The following is a 17,530-nucleotide window of genomic DNA, read 5'->3' as shown; positions in this document are numbered from 1 at the left end:
CACGTCCCGGCACGACCGGCCGGCTGTCACCGCCCCGCGGTGCTGCGGCGGCGTGCGTCGGGTCCCAGGCGGTATCCCCCATCCCGAGTCTCCGCCAGGCCCAGCGTCACGAGCCGGCCGAGCGCGGCCCGAGCCTCGGGCACCGTGACGCCCGCGGCCAGCGCGGTCGACTCGAGGCGGGCGAGGTTGCGGACAGGCAGGGCGGCGCGCACGGCGGCGTCGACGGGGCCCAGCAGGTCCAGCTCCTGCACCGGGGCCCTGCGCTCCGGTGCCAGGTCGACGCCCATCCGCCCGCACAGCTCGGCGACCTCGGCCGCATCGGTCACCAGCTCGGCCATCCCATCGCGGACGGCCTGGTGGCACCCCGCGCTCGTCATGCTCGTCACGGGGCCGGGCACCACCGCCACGGGCCGGACGAGCTCGACGGCGGCGCGCATCGTGCTGAGCGCCCCGCTGCGATAGCCCGCCTCCACGACCACGGTGCCCTGGCTGAGCGCCGCGATGAGTCGGTTGCGCAGCAGGAAGCGTGATCGCGTGGGCGCGCACCCGGGCGCCACCTCGCTGACCACGGACCCCGTCTCGGCGATGCGGGTGATCAGACGCTCGTGCGCTGCGGGATAGGGACGCTCGACGCCCCCGGCGAGCACGGCGACGGTCTCCCCGTCCTCCGCGAGCGCGCCTCGGTGCGCGGCCGCGTCGATCCCGAAGGCCGCTCCCGACACGACGGTGAAGCCCCGCTGCGCGAGGCCGGCGCCGAGGTCGGCGGCCACGCGCTGGCCGTACTCCGTGGCAGCCCGGGAGCCCACGACCGAGACGCTGCGCTCCATGGCCTCGGCGAGCGGCGCGGGCCCGCGGACCCACAGGCAGTAGGGGCGTCTGACCACCGGGAGGTCGTCCAGGCCAGGCGGCCACTCGTCGTCGCCGGGGACGAGCAGCCTCGCTCCGCACCGTCTTGCCAGGGCCAGGTCGCGTCCAGGCTCGGCGGCCGCGAGCCGGTCGCGCAGCGCGTCGTGACGGGCCTCGCCGTCGTGCAGCAGGCCCTGCAGGGCGGTGACGGGGTCGACACCGTCGAGCATCGCGGCGACCCGGGTGTCGGCGGGCTCGGCGATCCTGCTCCACAGGGCGCGGGCCGTCCGCTCGTCGCGGGGCAGCTCGTCGGGTCTCATGCCGCCACCTCCGCCGCGCCGCGCAGGGTCAGTGCCTGATCGACGTCGTCACTGGTCGGGCTCGCGTGGCCGGCGAGATCGGCCAGCGTCCACGCCACCCGGGTCACCCGGTCGTAGCCACGCAAGGTGACCCCTCCCCGGTCCAGCGTGCGGTCGAGCAGCCGGGTGGCTCTGCGCGAGGGCCGCAGCGGGCCACGGCGCAACCGGCCGGGGGGCACCTCGCCGTTCAGCGACCAGCGTTCGCCCGCATAGCGTTCCGCCGCGACGGCGCGCGCCTGCGCCACGCGTGCGGCCACCACCGCCGTGGGCTCCGGGTCGGCCTCGACGAGCTCGAGCCGGGAGACCGCCGGCACCGACAGCTGCAGGTCGATGCGGTCGAGCAACGGGCCCGCCAGCCGACCGAGGTAGCCACGACGCTGGTTGACGGTGCAGGTGCAGCCGAGGCCCTTGCCCACGGCCCGGCCGCACGGGCACGGGTTGGCGGCGAGGACCAGCTGGAAGCGGGCGGGGAAGGTCAGCATCCGATCGGTCCGACCGATCGTCACCGTCCCCGACTCGAGCGGCTGGCGCAGGGAGTTGAGGACGTGGGAGGCGAACTCAGGAGCCTCGTCGAGGAAGAGCACACCACGGTGCGCAGCCGTCACCGCACCGGGCGAGGGACGGCCGGACCCGCCACCCACCATGGCCGCCATCGTCACGCCGTGGTGCATGGCGACGTAGGGGGGTCGCCGCAGCAGCCCCAGGGGCGCCGCCTCGCTGCTCATGACCGAGGCGATGGAGGTGACCTCGAGCGCCTGGTCGTCCGGCAGCGGAGGGAGCAGGCCCGGCAACCGCTCGGCCAGCATGGTCTTGCCCGCGCCGGGCGGACCACTGAGGAAGAGGTGGTGTCCGCCGGCGGCCGCCACCTCCAGTGCGAAGCGCCCCTCGCCCTGACCGGCGACGTCGACGAGGTCGAGCTCGTCGCGGACGGGCTGGTCACCCGGGCCCTCGCTCTCGGGCTGCAGGAGCAGCTCGCCCCGGTGGAAGGCCACCACCTCCGCGAGGTGGTGCACCCCGAGCACCTGGGCGCCCTCGACCAGCCGCGCCTCGCGGACGTTGACGGCGGGCACGATGATCCGACGGTGCCCCGCGTCCACAGCGGCGCGGACGCACGGGAGGACACCGCGGACCCCCTTGACCGCCCCGTCGAGCGACAGCTCTCCGAGGTGGACCACGCCGCGCACGCTCGGTGGCACCTCCTGCGCGGCCGCCAGCAGAGCCACGACCATGGGCAGGTCGAAGGCGCTGCCGGACTTGGGCATCCACGCCGGCGACAGGTTCACCGTGAGACGACGCGACGGCAGGGGCACGCCCGCGTTGCTCGCCGCCGCCCGGATCCGGTCGCGCGCCTCGCCGACGGTCGTGTCCGCGAGCCCCGTCACGGTGAAGGCCGGCAGCCCGAGACTGACATCCGCCTCGACATCGACGACGGCCCCCTCGAGCCCCGACAGGGTCACGCCGCGGGTCAGCCCGGTGCTCACGACAGCACCCCCTCGAGGTGCTCGACCTCCGGCGCGCCGGCGCGGGGCACGAGGACCCCCACGACGTCGACGCGGACGTGCGGGGACGTGACCTCCGGGTGCTCCTGCAGCCACCGCACGGCGAGGCGCCGCAACCGCATCGCCTTGCGCTGCGTCACCTGCTCGACCGGGCTGCCGTAGGACACGCTCGTGCGGGTCTTGACCTCGCACACCACGAGGGTGGGGGGTGAGGTCGGGGCCACGGCCACGACGTCGATCTCCCCCTGGTCGCACCGCCAGTTGCGGTCGACCACCGTCATCCCGAGGGCCTCGAGGTGGCGCGCCGCCACCCGCTCGCCGTAGTCCCCGACGGCCCGATGCCGTGCCGGGCCGGATCCACATGCCATGGCCACACCTCACGCTCCCGTGCGACCACCATGACCGCACGGGGTCAACCCTGGCCGCCCCCGGCGCACGGCGACCCGGCGGACCTGCGCCCTGTGGACGACCGCGGCGGGGACGCGTCGAGCTGTGGACAAACCCTCGGGATCGCGAGGTCCGGTGCCGTCAGGACGGGAAGCCGGGGTCCTTGGCCAGGTCCAGGTCGGACTTGGCCAGCTCCTCGACGTTGACGTCCTTGAAGGTCACGACCCGGACGTTCTTGACGAACCGGGCCGGGCGGTAGACGTCCCAGACCCACGCGTCCGCCATGGTGACGTCGAAGTACACCTCGCCCCCGTCGCTGCGCACCCGCACGTCGACGGAGTTGCAGAGGTAGAAGCGACGCTCGGTCTCGACGACGTGGGAGAACAGCCCCACGACGTCGCGGTACTCCCGGTAGAGCGCGAGCTCCATCTCGGTCTCGTACCGCTCGAGGTCCTCTGCGCTCATCGCTCCTGCACTCCCTGCTCGGCTGCTGCGGCGCCGTCGGCCACCGCGGTCCTCGTCCCATCATCACCCACGGCCCCTTGCCGAGGCAGCCGCCACGAGCGGCGGTGGTGGCGGCAGGGGCCGAGGCGGGACAGCGCGTCGAGGTGCCCCGGGGCGGCATACCCCTTGTTGGCGGCGAAGCCGTAGGCGTCGTTCACGTCGTCCTGCTCGGCCAGACGCACCATGAGGCCGTCGCGCTCGACCTTGGCGAGCACGCTCGCGGCCGCGACCGACGAGCACCGCAGGTCGGCCTTGACCATGGTGTGCACCGGGATCACGTCCTCGTCCACGGCCCCCAGCAGACCGAGCCGGTCGGGCTCGGTGAACCAGTCGTGGTTGCCGTCGAGCAGCACCAGGGAGGGGGCGAGCCCGCCGGCGCAGGCGGCGGCCATGGCCCGCCTCCCCGCGAGGCGCAGCGCACCCATGATGCCGACCTCGTCGATCTCGAGCGGCGACGCGTGCCCCACGCCGTATGCCGGCGCCCACCGTCGTAGGCGGGGCACCAGCCTCTCGCGGGCGGCCGGCGTCAGCAGCTTGGAGTCGCGCACGCCGGAGGGTGCGGACCCGACGGACAGGTCGATCAGCACGACCCCCACCGACACGGGCCCGGCCAGGGCACCGCGGCCGACCTCATCCATCGCCGCCAGGACCTGCCGGCCCTCGGGCAGGCCGCGCTGGAGGGCCCGCTCGATCCTCAGGCTGGGCCTGCGCGAGGCCGACGTGGCGGGGGGTGTCATCTGGCGTCGGGCACGGCCGAGAACACCGTCGAGGGCTGACCGAGCCAGGTCATCTCGGAGAAGGGCCACACGACGGCGACGGCACGTCCGACGACGTCGTCGATGGGGACCGATCCCGTGCTGCCGTCGCGGCTGGGATCGTGGTAGCGGGAGTCACCCGAGTCGCTGCGGTGGTCGCCCATCACCCACAGTCGTCCCTGGGGCACGGTGATGTCGAATGGCTCGACGCTCGGCGCGTCACCCGGCTTGAGGTAGCTCTCGGTGATCTCGGCGCCGTTGACGGTCAGCTTGCCGGACTGGGTGCAGCAGGTCACCTTGTCCCCCGGCAGGCCGATCACACGCTTGATCAGGTGGCTGTCCGAGTCGTTGGGCAGCAGACCGACGAAGACGAAGGTCTCGTGCAGGACGTTGGCGATCCCCGAGCGCTCGGCCGTGGGCGCCCGCACCAGCCACCGGCCGGTGTCCTCGAACACGACGACGTCGCCCCGCTCCAGCTCGAACGGCCTCGGGGTCAGTTTGGACACGACCACCCGGTCGCCCTCGACAAGGGTGTCCTCCATGGACCCGGAGGGGATGTAGAAGGCCTGCATCAGCCAGGTCTTGACGGCGAGCGACAGGACGAGGGCGAGCCCGACGACGATGACGAACTCGCGCACCGCGTGCATCAGGTGGGACCCCGTGCCGGAGGAGCGCGAGGCGCCTGAGCGCGATCCTGCCGCGTCCTGCCCGGACGACACGGCCCCGCCGCCGCGCTCCGCCGACGCGGCCCCCTTGCGGGACCCCGCCGCCTCACCACCGGGCGTCGGGTCCTCGTGCACGTCACGCGCGTCGGTCATCGGGTTCCTCCAGGGGTCGTCGGGTCAGGTCGGGCGGCCACGGCGCGCCAGTGGCCGGGGGGCCACAGCACGCGGATCACCCGACCGGTGACGTCGCGCTCGGGCAGGAGCCCGCCTCCCGGGGAGCCCAGCCGCGACCGCGAGTCGGCCGATCGGCTGCGGTGGTCTCCCAGCACCCACAGTCTGCCTGGCGGGACCACCACGTCGAAGCGCACCTCGCTGGGTGTGTCGCCCGCGTGGAGGTAGGGCTCGTCGAGGGGGCGGCCGTCGACGGTGAGGCGCCCCTGGTCGTCGCAGCAGCGCACGTGGTCGCCCCCGACGCCCACCACGCGCTTGACGAGGTGGTGGCCGGGCGAGGCCCCGAACGCCCGGCCGAGGAGCCGGACGGGGAGCGGCGGCCCACCGCCGGTGTCGAAGGTGCCGGTGCCGTCGAAGACGACCACCTCGCCGCGTCGCACGCCCTGCGTCGTCTTGTCGACGAGGATCCGCTCGCCGGGCCGCAGCAGCGGCTCCATGGACCCGCTCGGCACGACGAACCAGTCGACGACCCAGGTCCGGACGGCGACGAGCGCCACCCAGGCGAGGACCACCACCACCAGCAGGTGCCGGCTCCGACGAGAGATGCCGACCGCGACCGAGGTGTCGGTCGGGGTCGGCATCGTCGTCCGGGGGTGCACCCGCGGCAGCCTACTGGCCCCCGCTGTGCGCGCCTCCCCGGCCTCGTGAGCCAAAGGGTCAGCGCTTGCCCGTGGTGTCGCGCTTCTCCTTGATCTTGGCGGCCTTGCCGCGCAGGTCCCGCAGGTAGTACAGCTTGGCGCGTCGCACGTCGCCGCGCGTCATGACCTCGATCTTGTCGATCACCGGGGTGTGCAGCGGGAAGGTGCGCTCCACGCCGACGCCGAAGGAGACCTTGCGGACGGTGAAGGTCTCGCCGATGCCGCCGCCGGAGCGACGGATCACGACGCCCTGGAAGACCTGGACGCGGGAGCGGGTGCCCTCGATGACCTTGACGTGGACCTTGAGGGTGTCTCCGGCGCGGAACTCGGGGACGTCGTCGCGCAGGCTCGCGGCGTCGAACTCAGCCAGCTTCTTCATGCGATGTCGCTTTCTCGTGGGGCCGCCACAGGTCGTCCCACCGTCGGCCGCGCCCTGGTGGGCGCGGACTGGTGTCGTATGACGCCCCCGGCTGCCGCGTCCCTGTCATCAGACAGGTCCTCCCCCTGTGGCAGGGGCATGGATGATCGCCGCGAGACGCAAGGCACGATTCTGCCAGATCCGCGGCCCCGACCCCAACTCGGGCGACGGGCTCCGCGGCCGGACCCCGGGCGACGCGCTCAGGAGCGGCGCAGCCCCTTGTCCAGCTCGACCGTGCCCGGGATGCCCTGCCGCGGCCGCCGCACGGGGCGGTACCCGGCCTTGCGGTAGAGGCGCTGGTTGCGTTCGCTGAGGGCGCCGGTGAGGAGCCAGGCTCGCGCGGCCTCGCGGGGCGCCTGCTCCTCCGCGTGCGCGAGCAGCTGCCGGCCGATCCCACGCCCGACGAGGTCGGGGGCGACCATGAGCCGGTCCACCTCCCAGGTGTCGCCGTCGACGAGCCGGGCGCGCACGGACGCGATGAGCCGACCCGCCTGACCGGCGCCGGATCCGGACCCGTCCCGGACCACCCAGGTGCGCCATCGCTCGAGCTCGGCCTGGGCGTGCTCGAGCGTCTCCACCAGCGGTGGGATGTCGGGGGCGTGGTTGAGCCGCCCCTCGTCCACCCAGCAGGCCCGGGTGAGGGTCCACAGCTCGGGCACGTCCGCGGGGGTGGCGATGCGGATCGGGAGGGGGTCGTCGCCGGTGACGGTCGCCGATGCCTCCAGCAGGTCGGGCCGCCGGGCCGCGGTCCGCTCCAGACGCTGCCGGTGACGCCAGGTCGCGATGGCGCCGTGGTCGCCGGACAGCAGCACCGGCGGCACCCCGCGGTCCCGCCAGGAGGCGGGCTTGGTGTAGACGGGGTACTCCAGCAGCCCGTCCTCGTGGGACTCCTCGACGAGGGACGCGGCATTGCCCACCACCCCGGGGAGCAGCCGGGCCACGGCCTCGGTGATGGCGAGCACGGCCACCTCGCCCCCGTTGAGCACGTAGTCGCCGAGCGAGACGACCCGCACCCGACCGTCGAGCGCCTCGGCCGCGTAGTCGTAGACGCGCTCGTCTATCCCCTCGTAGCGCCCGCAGGCGAACGCCAGCCACGGCTCGGCGGCCAGCTCGTGGGCCATCGCCTGGTCGAACCGTCGCCCGCCGGGGCCCGGCACGACGAGCAGGGGCCGCGCTCCGGCGTACGACCGGTCACCGACCGACGCGAGGTGGTCGACCGCCTGGGCCCAGGGCTCGGGCGTCATGACCATGCCGGCGCCCCCGCCGTAGGGGGTGTCGTCGACGGTGCGGTGCCGGTCCGTCGTCCAGGACCGCAGGTCGTGGACGTGGAGGTCGAGCAGCCCCTCGCGCCGGGCCCTGCCGATGAGCGAGAGGTCGAGGGGCGCGAGGTACTCCGGGAAGATCGAGACGACGTCGATGCGCACAGTCACTCCCCGTCGAGGTCGAACAACCCGTCGGGGGCGTCGACGACCACCCGCCCCCCGGGGACGTCCACGGTGGGGACCAACGCCTCGACGAAGGGCACCAGCCCCGTGCGACCGTCGGCGAGGCGCACCTCGAGCAGGTCCTGGACGGGACGGGTGTGCAGCGCCACCACCTCCCCCACGACGACGCCGGCAGGGTCCTCGGCGCGCAGGCCGACCAGGTCGGACGCGTACCACCCCTCGTCGTCGTCCTGGGACGCCGACCCGGAGGCGTCCACCTCAAGGGTCAGCAGGGTGTTGCGCAGGGACTCGGCCCCGGTGCGGTCCGGGATCTCCTCGAAGGCCAGGAGCCAGATACCGTTGTGGACGCGAGCCGTCCGCACGGTGAGCTCGCGGGGCACCCCGGAGCCGCGGCGCGCCTGCGTCGCCAACCGGGTGCCCGGCGCGAGCCGTGCCCGAGGGTCGTCGGTGCGCAGCTCCACCGTGACCTCCCCGCGCAGCGCATGTGCCTTGCCGATCCTGGCGACGACCACGTCCATGCACTCTCTCCTCGTCTCCTCGTGGAGCTCGTGCGGGGCAGCCCCGCAGACGACGAGAGGCGTGCGACGGGGTGTCCCGCGCACGCCTCTGGTCGTTCGAGCGTGATGCCGGGCGCTCAGCGCACCCGGTCCGTGTCGACGATGTCGACGCGGACCTGCTTGCCACCGGCCAGGGCGCCCATCACGGTGCGTAGGGCGCTGGCGGTGCGGCCCGAGCGGCCGATGACGCGCCCGAGGTCGTCCGGGTGGACGCGCACCTCGAGCACCTCACCGCGGCGGAGCTCCTTGTGGCGCACCACCACGTCCTCGTCGTGGTCCACGATCCCCTTGACGAGGTGCTCGAGCGCCTCCTCGAGCACGATCAGGCCTCGGACTTCTCGTCGGACTCCGGAGCAGCCGCCTCGACGGACTCGGTCGCGGGGACCTCCTCGGCCTCGGCGGAGCCCGCAGCCTCGGCCGCCTCTGCCGGGTCGGTGGTCGCGGGGGCCTCGGGGGCCGGCTCGGAGGGAGCCTCGTTCTTGGTGGCCTTCTTGCGCGGCGTCTCCTTGGGCTCGAGCTCAGCCTTCTGGAGGGCCTCGTTGTAGAGGTCCTGCTTGGACTTCTTGGGCTCCTTGACCTGCAGGGTGCCCTCGGCGCCCGGCAGGCCCTTGTGCTTCTGCCAGTCGCCGGTGATCTTGAGCAGGGCCAGGACCTGCTCGGTGGGCTGGGCGCCGACGCCCAGCCAGTACTGCACGCGGTCGGAGGTGATCTCGATGCGCGACGGCTGCTCCGTCGGGTGGTAGATGCCGATCTCCTCGATCGCACGGCCATCGCGCTTGGTGCGCGAGTCCATCACGACGACGCGGTAGTACGGTGCACGGATCTTGCCCATGCGCTTCAGACGAATCTTGACGGCCACGAGTGTGGTGTCTCCTTGGTGTGGTGTGGGTGAGCCCGCGTCACGACACCGTGGGGACAGGCGCTGGACGGGCTCGATGGACGCGTCGAGACCGGTGAGAGGGTCCGCCCACGGCGCATACGGGAGTCCATGATGCCAGATCGCCCGGCATGCTGACGACATCCCGGCTCAGTCGTCGGACAGCAGCCGACCCAGGTCGAAGGTCCTTGGGATGTCCGCGATCCGGGAGTACTCCTCGAACAGGTGTCCCTGCGCGAGGTCGCAGCCCAGGTCGCGCAGCACCCGCGCGGCCCCGGGGGTCTCGATGCCCTCGGCGACGACCGACAGCCCAAGGGTCTGGGCCATCGAGATGACCGCCGCGACCAGCGTGCGGTCGCAGGGGCTGCGCGCCGCGCGCACGACCAGGGACCGGTCGATCTTGAGCAGCTGCACCGGCATCCACGACAGGTGGACCATCGAGCTGTGCCCCGTGCTGAAGTCGTCGATCGCCAGCCGCACCCCGGCGTCCGACAGGTCTCGCAGCACCTGCGCCTCCTGGGAGGCCACGTCGACGAAGGACCGCTCGGTGACCTCGACCACCAGCCGGTCCAGGCCCAGGCCGGCCGCCGTGGTCCGTCGCCGCAGGTCGTCCAGCAGGCCGGGGCGGCGCAGCTCGCGCGGGCCCAGGTTGATCGCGACGAAGCTCGGGGAGCCCGACGCCGCGAGGTCGCGGATGGACTTGGCGAGCACCACCCGCCCCAGCGCGTCGATCAGGCCGGACTCCTCGGCGATCTCGATGAACTCGGCGGCCCGCACGAGCCGCCCGTCCTCGTCCATCCGGCACAGGGCCTCCACCCCCACGACCGCGCCGGTGCGCAGGTCGACGATGGGGTCGTATGCCGGGAGGATGCGCCCCTCCTCGATGGCGCGGCGCACGCGGTGCTCCACCTCGAAGCGGCGCACCGCCTGTTCCCGGTCCGTATGGCCGAAGACATAGATCCCCCCGCCGCCCTGCGACTTGGACCGGTTGAGCGCGACGTCGGCGTCCCGCAGCAGGTCGAGGTCGGTGTCCCCGACGGGCCGGGGCATGCCGGGCGCGGCCTGGGCGACGCCGATGCTGACCTGGGGCCGCACCGGCCCGAGGCTCGGCAGGTCGACGGGCGTGCACAGCTCCTGCACGAGCTGCTGGGCGGTGGCCACCCCGTCCAGCGGCCCCTCGGTGTCGATGAGCACGCAGAACTCGTCACCGCCGAGGCGGGCGACGCACGTGCGCCCGGAGAGGACGAGCACGGCGGTCTCCAGGCGTCGTCCGACGACGGAGAGCAGGGCGTCCCCCACCTCGTGGCCGTGGGCGTCGTTCACCACCTTGAAGCGATCCAGGTCGAGGTACAGCACGGTGCGCCAGGTGTCCGGCCCGGCCGGCTCGCGCAGCCGGCTGAGCACCGCGTCCCGGCTGTAGAGCCCGGTCAGCTCGTCGTGGGCGGCCCGCCAGGTGAGCTCGGCCGTGCGCTGTCGCACCAGCAGGGTGAGCTGCTGCTCGCGTCGGCGGGCCTCCTTGAGGTCAGCCTGGAGCAGATCCATGCGGAGCCGGTCGGCGAGGTCCCGCACCCGTGAGGCTGAACCGACGCGGGCGTCGCTGCGGGCCGCCTCGCGCTGCTCCTTCATCAGCGCCAGCGCACCGGCCTCGTCACCGGTGCGCTCGGCGGCCTCGGTCAGCAGGTCGTAGACGGCGTCGCGCTGGGGCCGTGGCAGGGAACTGGCGTGGTGGTAGGGCGCCAGGGCCCGCACCGCCGACTCTGCATCGCCGGAGCGCAGGTGGGCCGTGGCGAGGGCGAGCAGGGTCGGCAGGCTCGGTGCCCCGGTCGCCCGCCGCTCGTCGTCCGCGAGCCGACGCAGCGTGTCGGGGGCGCTCGGGTCACCGAGGCGGGCTCGGACGTCGGCGACGCGGCGGACGTGCTCGGCGGGGTCGAGCCCGGCGTGGACGACCAGCTCGGCCCCGCGCTCGCTCTCGGCAAGGGCGCCCTCGAGGTCATCCGCGTCGAGGAGCAGCTCGGCCCGGATGCCGTGCAGCCGGGCCACGGCCGCGTCCGACTGGGGGACGGTCGTGCAGGCGAGCGCCCGGTCGACGTAGGTGAGGCCGAGCTCGGTGTCGCCGAGCGCCTGCATGACCTGCGCGAGCCGCGCCAGCACGAGCGGCCGCAGACCGAGCACCCCGTCGGCGTCGGCGTCCAGGGCCGCGCGGAAGTGCGTCACGGCCCGCTCGAGGTCGCCCTCCACGACCGCCACCTGCCCATCGAGCGCGAGGAGCCCGGCGCGCACCCGCAGGCCGAGGTCGTCCTCCGGCAGCGGCAGGGTGGCGGAACGGCGGGCGGAGGCGGCGCTCCCGGCTGCGCCGTCGAGGTCCCCGAGCGCCAGGAGCGCCTCGCCGCGGGTCAGCTCCGCCTGGATCTCCAGGACGAGGGACCACGGGCCGGGCGGCAGGTGCGTGATCACCTGCAGATCGCCCCCGGCGACCTGCAGCGCGGCACCGGGGTCGTTCTCGCCGAGGTACCCCAGCTCGTTCGCCAGGTCGGCCGCGCACTGCACGGTGGTGTCAAGGGTGATGTCGGGGTCGGTCTCGGCGAGGCGCGCCAGCCGCTGGCACGCGCGGGCGGCGCGCTTGATGCGCAGGGCCGCCTCGCCGGCGGCCAGCCCCACGCGCAGCAGCGCCGTGTCGTCGCGGACACCGCGGACACCGCGGACGCCGGATCCACGAAGGCTCACAGGCCTATCTTGCGCAGAAATTAACGCAGAGTTACGACAATACCACAGATTGCTACTTCTTGGTCTTATGCGCCTTTCCGGTCTCCGCGGCCTCTGCGGTCCCTCCGGTCTCGGCGATCGACCGGCCCCCACGACGGCAGCAGGGCGCCCCGCGACCGACTCGGCCGCGGGGCGCCCTGCTCCCGGGTCGGACCCTCGGCCCGGATGACGGCGGCCCGCCGTCATACGGGCCTCGGCGTCACTTGACCAGGGCCGACAGGGTCGGGTCGTTGGCGTAGGCCTCCTTGGCGTTGGCCTTGGTCACGATGACCGGCTCGAGCAGGTTGGCCGGGACGACCTTGACGCCGTTGTTGTAGGACTTCTCGTCGTTGACGGTGACCTTCTCGCCCTTCTGGATCTGCTTGGTCATGTCGATGGCCGCCGCGACGAGCTTGCGGGTGTCCTTGTTGATGGTGGAGTACTGCTCCCCCGCCATGATCGACTTGACCGACTCGACCTCGGAGTCCTGCCCGGTGACGACCGGGGTCGGCTTGCCGGCCTGCTTCGCCGACGTGAGGATGGCGCGGGCCAGGGTGTCGTTGGGCGACAGGACGCCGTCCAGCTGCGCGGAGCCGTAGGACCCGGCGATCAGGGTGTCCATGCGCTTCTGGGCGTTCTCGGCCTTCCAGCCCTGGGTCACGGCCTGGTTGAAGGAGGTCTGACCGGACACGACCTTGAGGGTGCCGTCCTTGATCTTGGGCTCGAGGACGCTCATCGCCCCGTCGAAGAAGACCTTGGCGTTCGCGTCGTCCGGCGAGCCCGCGAAGAGCTCGATGTTGTAGGGGCCGCTCGGCTTCTTGGCCTTGAGGCCCTCGAGCAGCGCGTTGCCCTGCAGCACGCCGACCTTGAAGTTGTCGAAAGCGACGTAGTAGTCGACGTTGGGGGTGTTGGTCAGGAGCCGGTCGTAGGCCACGACGGTCGCGCCGGAGTCCTTGGCCGCCTTGAGCTGGGTGCCCAGCTGGGAGCCGTCGATGGCGCCGACGACGATGAGCTTGGCGCCCTTGGTGACCATCGACTGGATCTGGTTCTGCTGCTCGGAGACGCCGTTGTTGGCGAACTGCACGTCGGCCTTGTAGCCCGCGCCCGCGAGATCGGTCTTGAAGAGGTTCTCGGCGAGGACCCAGTTCTCGGAGGTCTTCTGGGGCAGCGAGACGCCGATCAGGGCGCCCTGGTCGAAGCCCTTGGCCGCCGCGCTGCCGCCGCTGCTCTGGGTCGAGGTGGTGGTCTGCTCGGCGCGGCCGCAGGCGGACAGGGCGAGGGCGACCGCGGAGGCGGCCACCACGGTGGTGGTGAGCTTGCGCATGTGACTTCCTTGTCGTTCGTTCTGGTGTGGTGAGGTGGGTGGGGCTCAGGCCTCGGGCCGGGTGGCGGCCGAGGCGTCGGCAGGCGAGGCCGTGGCTGGGGTGCGCGGGCCGGCCTTGCGGGTGAGGTGGCCGATGATGGACGGCCGCCCCTGCATCTTGTTGAAGACGTCGAAGGCCACTGCCAGCAGCAGCACCAGACCCTTGATCATGGACTGGGCGTCGGCGCCCACGCCCATGAGCTGCAGGCCGTTGTTGAGAACCGCCATGACGAGGCCACCGATGATCGAGCCGACCACGGTGCCGACGCCGCCGGAGACCGCAGCGCCACCGATGAAGACGGCGGCGATGGCGTCAAGCTCCCAGCCCACGCCGTCGAAGGGGCCCGAGGCGGTCGAGCGCGCGACGAACATCATGCCGGCGAGCGCGGCGAGGATCGACATGTTCATCATGACCAGGAAGTTGACCTTCTTGGCCTTGACGCCGGACAGCTCGGCGGCGTGCTTGTTGCCGCCCACCGCGTAGACGTGCCGGCCGATGACGGTGCGGCTCGACACGAAGCCGTAGATCAGCACCAGCGCCGCGAGGATCAGCCCGGAGATCGGGAAGGAGGTGCCGGTGGGGCCCGAGGCCATGAGGAGCGTGACCCCGAGGATGGCCGCGCAGATCAGGCCGAGCCGGATGCCGAGGACGACGCCGTCCTCGAGCGGGAGGCCGATCCGCTTCTGGTTGGCGCGGTTGCGCAGCGCGCCGACCACGATCGCGAGGCAGGCGACGAGGCCGAGCACCACGGTGAGGTTGTTGTAACCGGTCGCGGGTCCGACCTCGGGCAGGTATCCAGAGCCGATCTTCTGGAAGCCCTCGGGCACCGGCACGGTCAGGGACTTGCCGATGAACTGGTTGACCCCGCGAAAGATCAGCATGCCGGCGAGCGTCACGATGAAGGCGGGGATGCCGACATACGCGACCCAGAAACCCTGCCAGGCGCCGATGAGCGCGCCCAGCGCCAGGCCGAGGAGGATGGCGAGCGGCCAGGCGAGGTGCCAGTCGCGCATGGCGATGGCGACCATGATCCCGACGGCCGCGGCGACCGACCCGACGGACAGGTCGATGTGCCCGGCGATGATGACGAGCACCATCCCGATGGCGAGGACGAGGACGTAGGCGTTGCCCTGGAGGATGTTGATGACGTTGTCGGGCTTGAGGGTCAGACCGTCCGTCTGGACCGTGAAGAAGGCGATCAGGGCCACGAGGGCGATGATCATGCCGAACTGGCGGATGTCACCGCCGAAGACCTGCTTGAGCTTGTTCATCGGGCGTCTTTCGGGTCAGGCGGTGGGCACGTGGGTGGACGAGGTGAGGGTCATCAGGCGCATCAGCTGCTCCTGGGTGGCCTCGGACTTGTCGAGGCAGCCGGTGATGGCGCCCTCGCAGATGGTGTAGATGCGGTCGGACAGTCCGAGGAGCTCGGGCAGCTCGGAGGAGACCACGATGACGCCTTTCCCCTGCAGGGCGAGCTGCTGGATGATGCCGTAGATCTCGTACTTGGCGCCGACGTCGATGCCGCGGGTGGGCTCGTCGAGGATCAGCACCTCGGGGTCGGTGAACAACCATTTGGCGAGGACGACCTTCTGCTGGTTGCCGCCGGAGAGCTTGCTGACGCCCTCGTTGACCGACGGGGTCTTGGTGCGCAGCGACGTGCGGTAGCGCTCGGCGAAGTCGAACTCCTTGTGCCGGTCCACGACGCCGTTGGGCGAGATCTTGCCCAGCTTGGCGGACACGGTGGTGGCCTTGATGTCGTCGAGCAGGTTGAGGCCGAGCACCTTGCGGTCCTCGGTCACGTAGCCGAGACCCTCCTTGATGGCGGTCGGCACCGAGCTCAGCCTGAGCCGGCGCCCGCGCAGCAAGGCCTCGCCGCCGAGGAACTGACCATAGGAGTGGCCGAACAACGAGCGCATCAGCTCGGTGCGACCGGCTCCCATCAGGCCCGCGAAGCCGACGATCTCCCCGGCGCGCACGGTGAAGCTCGACCCCTTGCAGACCAGGCGGCCGGGGATCTGCGGGTGCTCGACGGTCCAGTCGCGCACCTCCAGGAGGGTCTCCCCGATCTGGGGCGTGTAGTCCGGGAAGCGTGAGTCCAGCGGGCGCCCGACCATGCCGCGGATGATCCGGTCCTCGTCGACCCCGCCCGCGGCGACGTCGAGGGTCTCGATGGAGCGGCCGTCGCGGATGATCGTGATCGAGTCGGCGATGGCGGCGATCTCGCCGAGCTTGTGGCTGATCATGATGCAGGTGATGCCGCGCTCGCGCAGGCCGCGCAGCAGGTCCAGCAGGTGCTGGGAGTCCTCCTCGTTGAGGGCGGCGGTGGGCTCGTCCAGGATGAGCAGCCGCACGTCCTTGTTGAGCGCCTTGGCGATCTCGACGAGCTGCTGCTTGCCGACGCCGACGTTCTTGATGGGCGTCTCGGGGTCGTCGCGCAGCCCGACCATGTCGAGCAGGTCCCGCGCACGGCGGTTGGTGCCGACCCAGTCGATGACACCGCCGCGGGAGGCCTCGTTGCCGAGGAAGATGTTCTCCGCGATCGACAGCTCGGGGATCAGCGCGAGCTCCTGGTGGATGATCACGATGCCGGCGTGCTCGCTGGCGCGGATGTCCTTGAACTCCACCTCGCGGCCGTCCAGCAGGATGCTCCCGCTGTAGCTCCCGTGCGGGTAGACCCCGGACAGCACCTTCATCAGGGTCGACTTGCCGGCACCGTTCTCGCCGCAGATCGCGTGGACCTCGCCGGTGCGCACGCGCAGGTTGACCTGGTCGAGCGCCTTCACGCCCGGGAACTGCTTGGTGATGTCCACCATCTCCAGCAGGTACGGCGTCGTCGCCGTGCTCGCCATTGGGGGTCCCTTCCTCGCGACCTGATGGCATCGACACCATCACTCGTTTAAGAAGTGAAGTCGCCGCGACCTGCTCCCGTCAACTCCGGAACGCGGCGAGTTGCGCGATCGTGACTAACGCCTCACCCGCTCGGCGGCATGCGCCACGGCAGCGGCACCGAGCGCCTCGGCCCGGGCTCCGAGCGACTCCAGCGTCACCGTGGTGGCCGCGGCCACCACGGGGGTCGTGGCCCGCTCCAGGCCGCGGCGCACCGCCGCGAGGAGCAGGTCCCCCACCGGCATCAACGGCCCGCCGAGCACGATGACGGCAGGGTTGAGCAGGTTGCACAGGCCACCCAGGACCTGACCGAGAACGAGCCCGGCGTCCTCCAGCACGCGCAGCGCGGCGAGGTCCCCGCTCTGGACCAGGTGCAGCAGCTCGGAGGTGCGCGGGGTGCGCCCCACCGAGGCCTCGAGCCCGGCGAGCAGCGTCGGCACGGCCGCGACGGTCTCCAGGCAGCCACGGTTGCCGCACCGGCACACCTGGCCGAAGGGCGAGACCTGCAGGTGACCGATCTCGCCGGTGATGCCGATGTGGCCGCGGTGGAGCTGGCCGCCGAGGATCAGCCCCGCCCCGATGCCGCTCGCCACCTTGACGTACGCCAGGTCGGGGACGCCGGCGTGCGCCCCCCAGCGCGCCTCGGCGAGCGCCCCGAGGTTGGCGTCGTTGTCCACGGTGACGGGCAGCTGCAGGTGGTCCTCCAGGGCCTGCCGCACGTGGAGGCCGACCCACTCGGGCAGCAGGGCGGCATGGCCGACCAGCCCGGTCCGCGCGTCGATGGGTCCGGGGATGCCGACCCCCGCGCCCACCAGGTCGGCGCGCTCCAGCGGGACCTCGGCGAGGGCGCGGTCGAGCAGCTCGTCCACCAGCGCGAAGCAGGCCTGCAGCGAGTGCCCGACCGGCAACCCCTCGAAGCTCTCGGCCAGCACCTCGCCGTCCCCGGCGACGAGGAGCAGCCGCACGTGCCGGCGCCCCACGTCGATGCCGGCGGCCACGGAGCGGTGCTGCTCGGCCAACGAGACCTCGACCGCGCGGCGGCCGTTGGCGGTGGTGGTGCCGGTGACGACCTGGCCGTTCTCGGCGAGCATCCGGACCAGGTTGGACACGGTGGCCGGGGACAGCCCGGTGGCGCGGGCCAGGCTGGCCTGGGTGCTGGGGCCGCGGTAGCGCAGGACGGCCACGAGACGCTCGGTGTTGGCGCGCCGCAGCGCGCTGGGTGACCCGGACCCGGGGCGGGCAGCCCGACGGGAGGCGTCCTCGACGACCATGCGCCCACTGTCCATGGCAGACCGTATGTCGTCAAGATATGAAGGCAAGGTGTGACCCGCGTTACGTCTCGCGTGCCGGCATCACC

General features: G+C 72.4%; 17 protein-coding genes. All 17 read right to left on the bottom strand.

Annotated features, from left to right (window positions below; all coding sequences use genetic code 11):
• Positions 1–26: 26 nt before the first annotated feature.
• Positions 27–1,166, bottom strand: coding sequence for a DNA-processing protein DprA (dprA, locus tag ACF3NS_RS09820; protein ID WP_154593392.1), 1,140 nt, complete (start codon positions 1,164–1,166; stop codon positions 27–29).
• The gene (locus tag ACF3NS_RS09815) at positions 1,163–2,686 is read right to left on the bottom strand and encodes a YifB family Mg chelatase-like AAA ATPase (RefSeq protein WP_392465809.1); all 1,524 of its coding nucleotides are present in this window, start codon (positions 2,684–2,686) and stop codon (positions 1,163–1,165) included. The genes dprA and ACF3NS_RS09815 overlap by 4 nt, the downstream gene beginning before the upstream one ends.
• Positions 2,683–3,072 carry a YraN family protein gene (locus ACF3NS_RS09810; RefSeq protein ID WP_154593393.1) on the bottom strand — a complete coding sequence of 130 codons (390 nt, stop codon included), beginning with the start codon at positions 3,070–3,072 and terminating at the stop codon, positions 2,683–2,685. The genes ACF3NS_RS09815 and ACF3NS_RS09810 overlap by 4 nt, the downstream gene beginning before the upstream one ends.
• A gap of 160 nt (positions 3,073–3,232) precedes the next feature.
• Positions 3,233–3,556: a DUF2469 domain-containing protein gene (locus tag ACF3NS_RS09805; protein WP_154593394.1), complete on the bottom strand. Its 324-nt coding sequence runs from the start codon at positions 3,554–3,556 to the stop codon at positions 3,233–3,235.
• Positions 3,553–4,332, bottom strand: coding sequence for a ribonuclease HII (locus ACF3NS_RS09800; protein ID WP_392465806.1), 780 nt, complete (start codon positions 4,330–4,332; stop codon positions 3,553–3,555). The genes ACF3NS_RS09805 and ACF3NS_RS09800 overlap by 4 nt, the downstream gene beginning before the upstream one ends.
• The gene (gene lepB, locus ACF3NS_RS09795) at positions 4,329–5,168 is read right to left on the bottom strand and encodes a signal peptidase I (RefSeq protein WP_353956123.1); all 840 of its coding nucleotides are present in this window, start codon (positions 5,166–5,168) and stop codon (positions 4,329–4,331) included. The genes ACF3NS_RS09800 and lepB (ACF3NS_RS09795) overlap by 4 nt, the downstream gene beginning before the upstream one ends.
• On the bottom strand, positions 5,165–5,845 hold the full coding sequence (gene lepB, locus ACF3NS_RS09790) for a signal peptidase I (protein WP_288799243.1): 681 nt from the start codon (positions 5,843–5,845) through the stop codon (positions 5,165–5,167). Before lepB (ACF3NS_RS09790) ends, lepB (ACF3NS_RS09795) begins: the two co-directional genes overlap by 4 nt.
• A gap of 58 nt (positions 5,846–5,903) precedes the next feature.
• Positions 5,904–6,263, bottom strand: coding sequence for a 50S ribosomal protein L19 (gene rplS, locus ACF3NS_RS09785; RefSeq protein WP_154593397.1), 360 nt, complete (start codon positions 6,261–6,263; stop codon positions 5,904–5,906).
• Positions 6,264–6,502: 239 nt separating this feature from the next.
• Positions 6,503–7,726 carry a tRNA (guanosine(37)-N1)-methyltransferase TrmD gene (gene trmD, locus ACF3NS_RS09780; RefSeq protein WP_392465803.1) on the bottom strand — a complete coding sequence of 408 codons (1,224 nt, stop codon included), beginning with the start codon at positions 7,724–7,726 and terminating at the stop codon, positions 6,503–6,505.
• Positions 7,727–7,728: 2 nt separating this feature from the next.
• A complete protein-coding gene (gene rimM, locus ACF3NS_RS09775; RefSeq protein WP_392465802.1) occupies positions 7,729–8,265 on the bottom strand; it encodes a ribosome maturation factor RimM in 537 nt (178 codons plus the stop codon).
• Between the two features lie 116 nt (positions 8,266–8,381).
• On the bottom strand, positions 8,382–8,624 hold the full coding sequence (locus tag ACF3NS_RS09770; protein WP_019287908.1) for an RNA-binding protein: 243 nt from the start codon (positions 8,622–8,624) through the stop codon (positions 8,382–8,384).
• A 2-nt stretch (positions 8,625–8,626) separates the two neighbouring features.
• A complete protein-coding gene (gene rpsP, locus ACF3NS_RS09765; RefSeq protein ID WP_311966551.1) occupies positions 8,627–9,163 on the bottom strand; it encodes a 30S ribosomal protein S16 in 537 nt (178 codons plus the stop codon).
• A gap of 168 nt (positions 9,164–9,331) precedes the next feature.
• Positions 9,332–11,905, bottom strand: coding sequence for a putative bifunctional diguanylate cyclase/phosphodiesterase (locus tag ACF3NS_RS09760; protein WP_392465799.1), 2,574 nt, complete (start codon positions 11,903–11,905; stop codon positions 9,332–9,334).
• Positions 11,906–12,143: 238 nt separating this feature from the next.
• The gene (locus ACF3NS_RS09755) at positions 12,144–13,247 is read right to left on the bottom strand and encodes a sugar-binding protein (RefSeq protein ID WP_154593402.1); all 1,104 of its coding nucleotides are present in this window, start codon (positions 13,245–13,247) and stop codon (positions 12,144–12,146) included.
• 45 nt (positions 13,248–13,292) lie between these two features.
• Entirely contained in the window at positions 13,293–14,558 is a 1,266-nt protein-coding gene (gene mmsB / locus ACF3NS_RS09750) for a multiple monosaccharide ABC transporter permease (protein ID WP_288798480.1), read from the bottom strand.
• 15 nt (positions 14,559–14,573) lie between these two features.
• On the bottom strand, positions 14,574–16,136 hold the full coding sequence (gene mmsA, locus ACF3NS_RS09745) for a multiple monosaccharide ABC transporter ATP-binding protein (protein WP_154593404.1): 1,563 nt from the start codon (positions 16,134–16,136) through the stop codon (positions 14,574–14,576).
• A gap of 114 nt (positions 16,137–16,250) precedes the next feature.
• Positions 16,251–17,459, bottom strand: coding sequence for an ROK family protein (locus ACF3NS_RS09740; RefSeq protein WP_392465795.1), 1,209 nt, complete (start codon positions 17,457–17,459; stop codon positions 16,251–16,253).
• Between the last annotated feature and the right edge of the window lie 71 nt (positions 17,460–17,530).

It is taken from the genome of Arsenicicoccus cauae (assembly GCF_043162025.1).
GTDB classification, from domain to species: Bacteria; Actinomycetota; Actinomycetes; order Actinomycetales; family Dermatophilaceae; genus Arsenicicoccus; species Arsenicicoccus cauae.
The sequence above is the reverse complement of the archived record's forward strand: the minus strand, read 5'-3'. Positions and strand labels throughout refer to the sequence as shown.

Coding starts and splice junctions, on each gene's coding strand:
- dprA (WP_154593392.1), bottom strand. CDS start 1,166: ATGAGACCCGACGAGCTGCCCCGCGACGAGCGGACGGCCCGCGCCCTG.
- ACF3NS_RS09800 (WP_392465806.1), bottom strand. CDS start 4,332: ATGACACCCCCCGCCACGTCGGCCTCGCGCAGGCCCAGCCTGAGGATC.
- ACF3NS_RS09810 (WP_154593393.1), bottom strand. CDS start 3,072: ATGGCATGTGGATCCGGCCCGGCACGGCATCGGGCCGTCGGGGACTAC.
- ACF3NS_RS09740 (WP_392465795.1), bottom strand. CDS start 17,459: ATGGACAGTGGGCGCATGGTCGTCGAGGACGCCTCCCGTCGGGCTGCC.
- mmsA (WP_154593404.1), bottom strand. CDS start 16,136: ATGGCGAGCACGGCGACGACGCCGTACCTGCTGGAGATGGTGGACATC.
- ACF3NS_RS09755 (WP_154593402.1), bottom strand. CDS start 13,247: ATGCGCAAGCTCACCACCACCGTGGTGGCCGCCTCCGCGGTCGCCCTC.
- rplS (WP_154593397.1), bottom strand. CDS start 6,263: ATGAAGAAGCTGGCTGAGTTCGACGCCGCGAGCCTGCGCGACGACGTC.
- lepB (WP_353956123.1), bottom strand. CDS start 5,168: ATGACCGACGCGCGTGACGTGCACGAGGACCCGACGCCCGGTGGTGAG.
- mmsB (WP_288798480.1), bottom strand. CDS start 14,558: ATGAACAAGCTCAAGCAGGTCTTCGGCGGTGACATCCGCCAGTTCGGC.
- ACF3NS_RS09805 (WP_154593394.1), bottom strand. CDS start 3,556: ATGAGCGCAGAGGACCTCGAGCGGTACGAGACCGAGATGGAGCTCGCG.
- rimM (WP_392465802.1), bottom strand. CDS start 8,265: ATGGACGTGGTCGTCGCCAGGATCGGCAAGGCACATGCGCTGCGCGGG.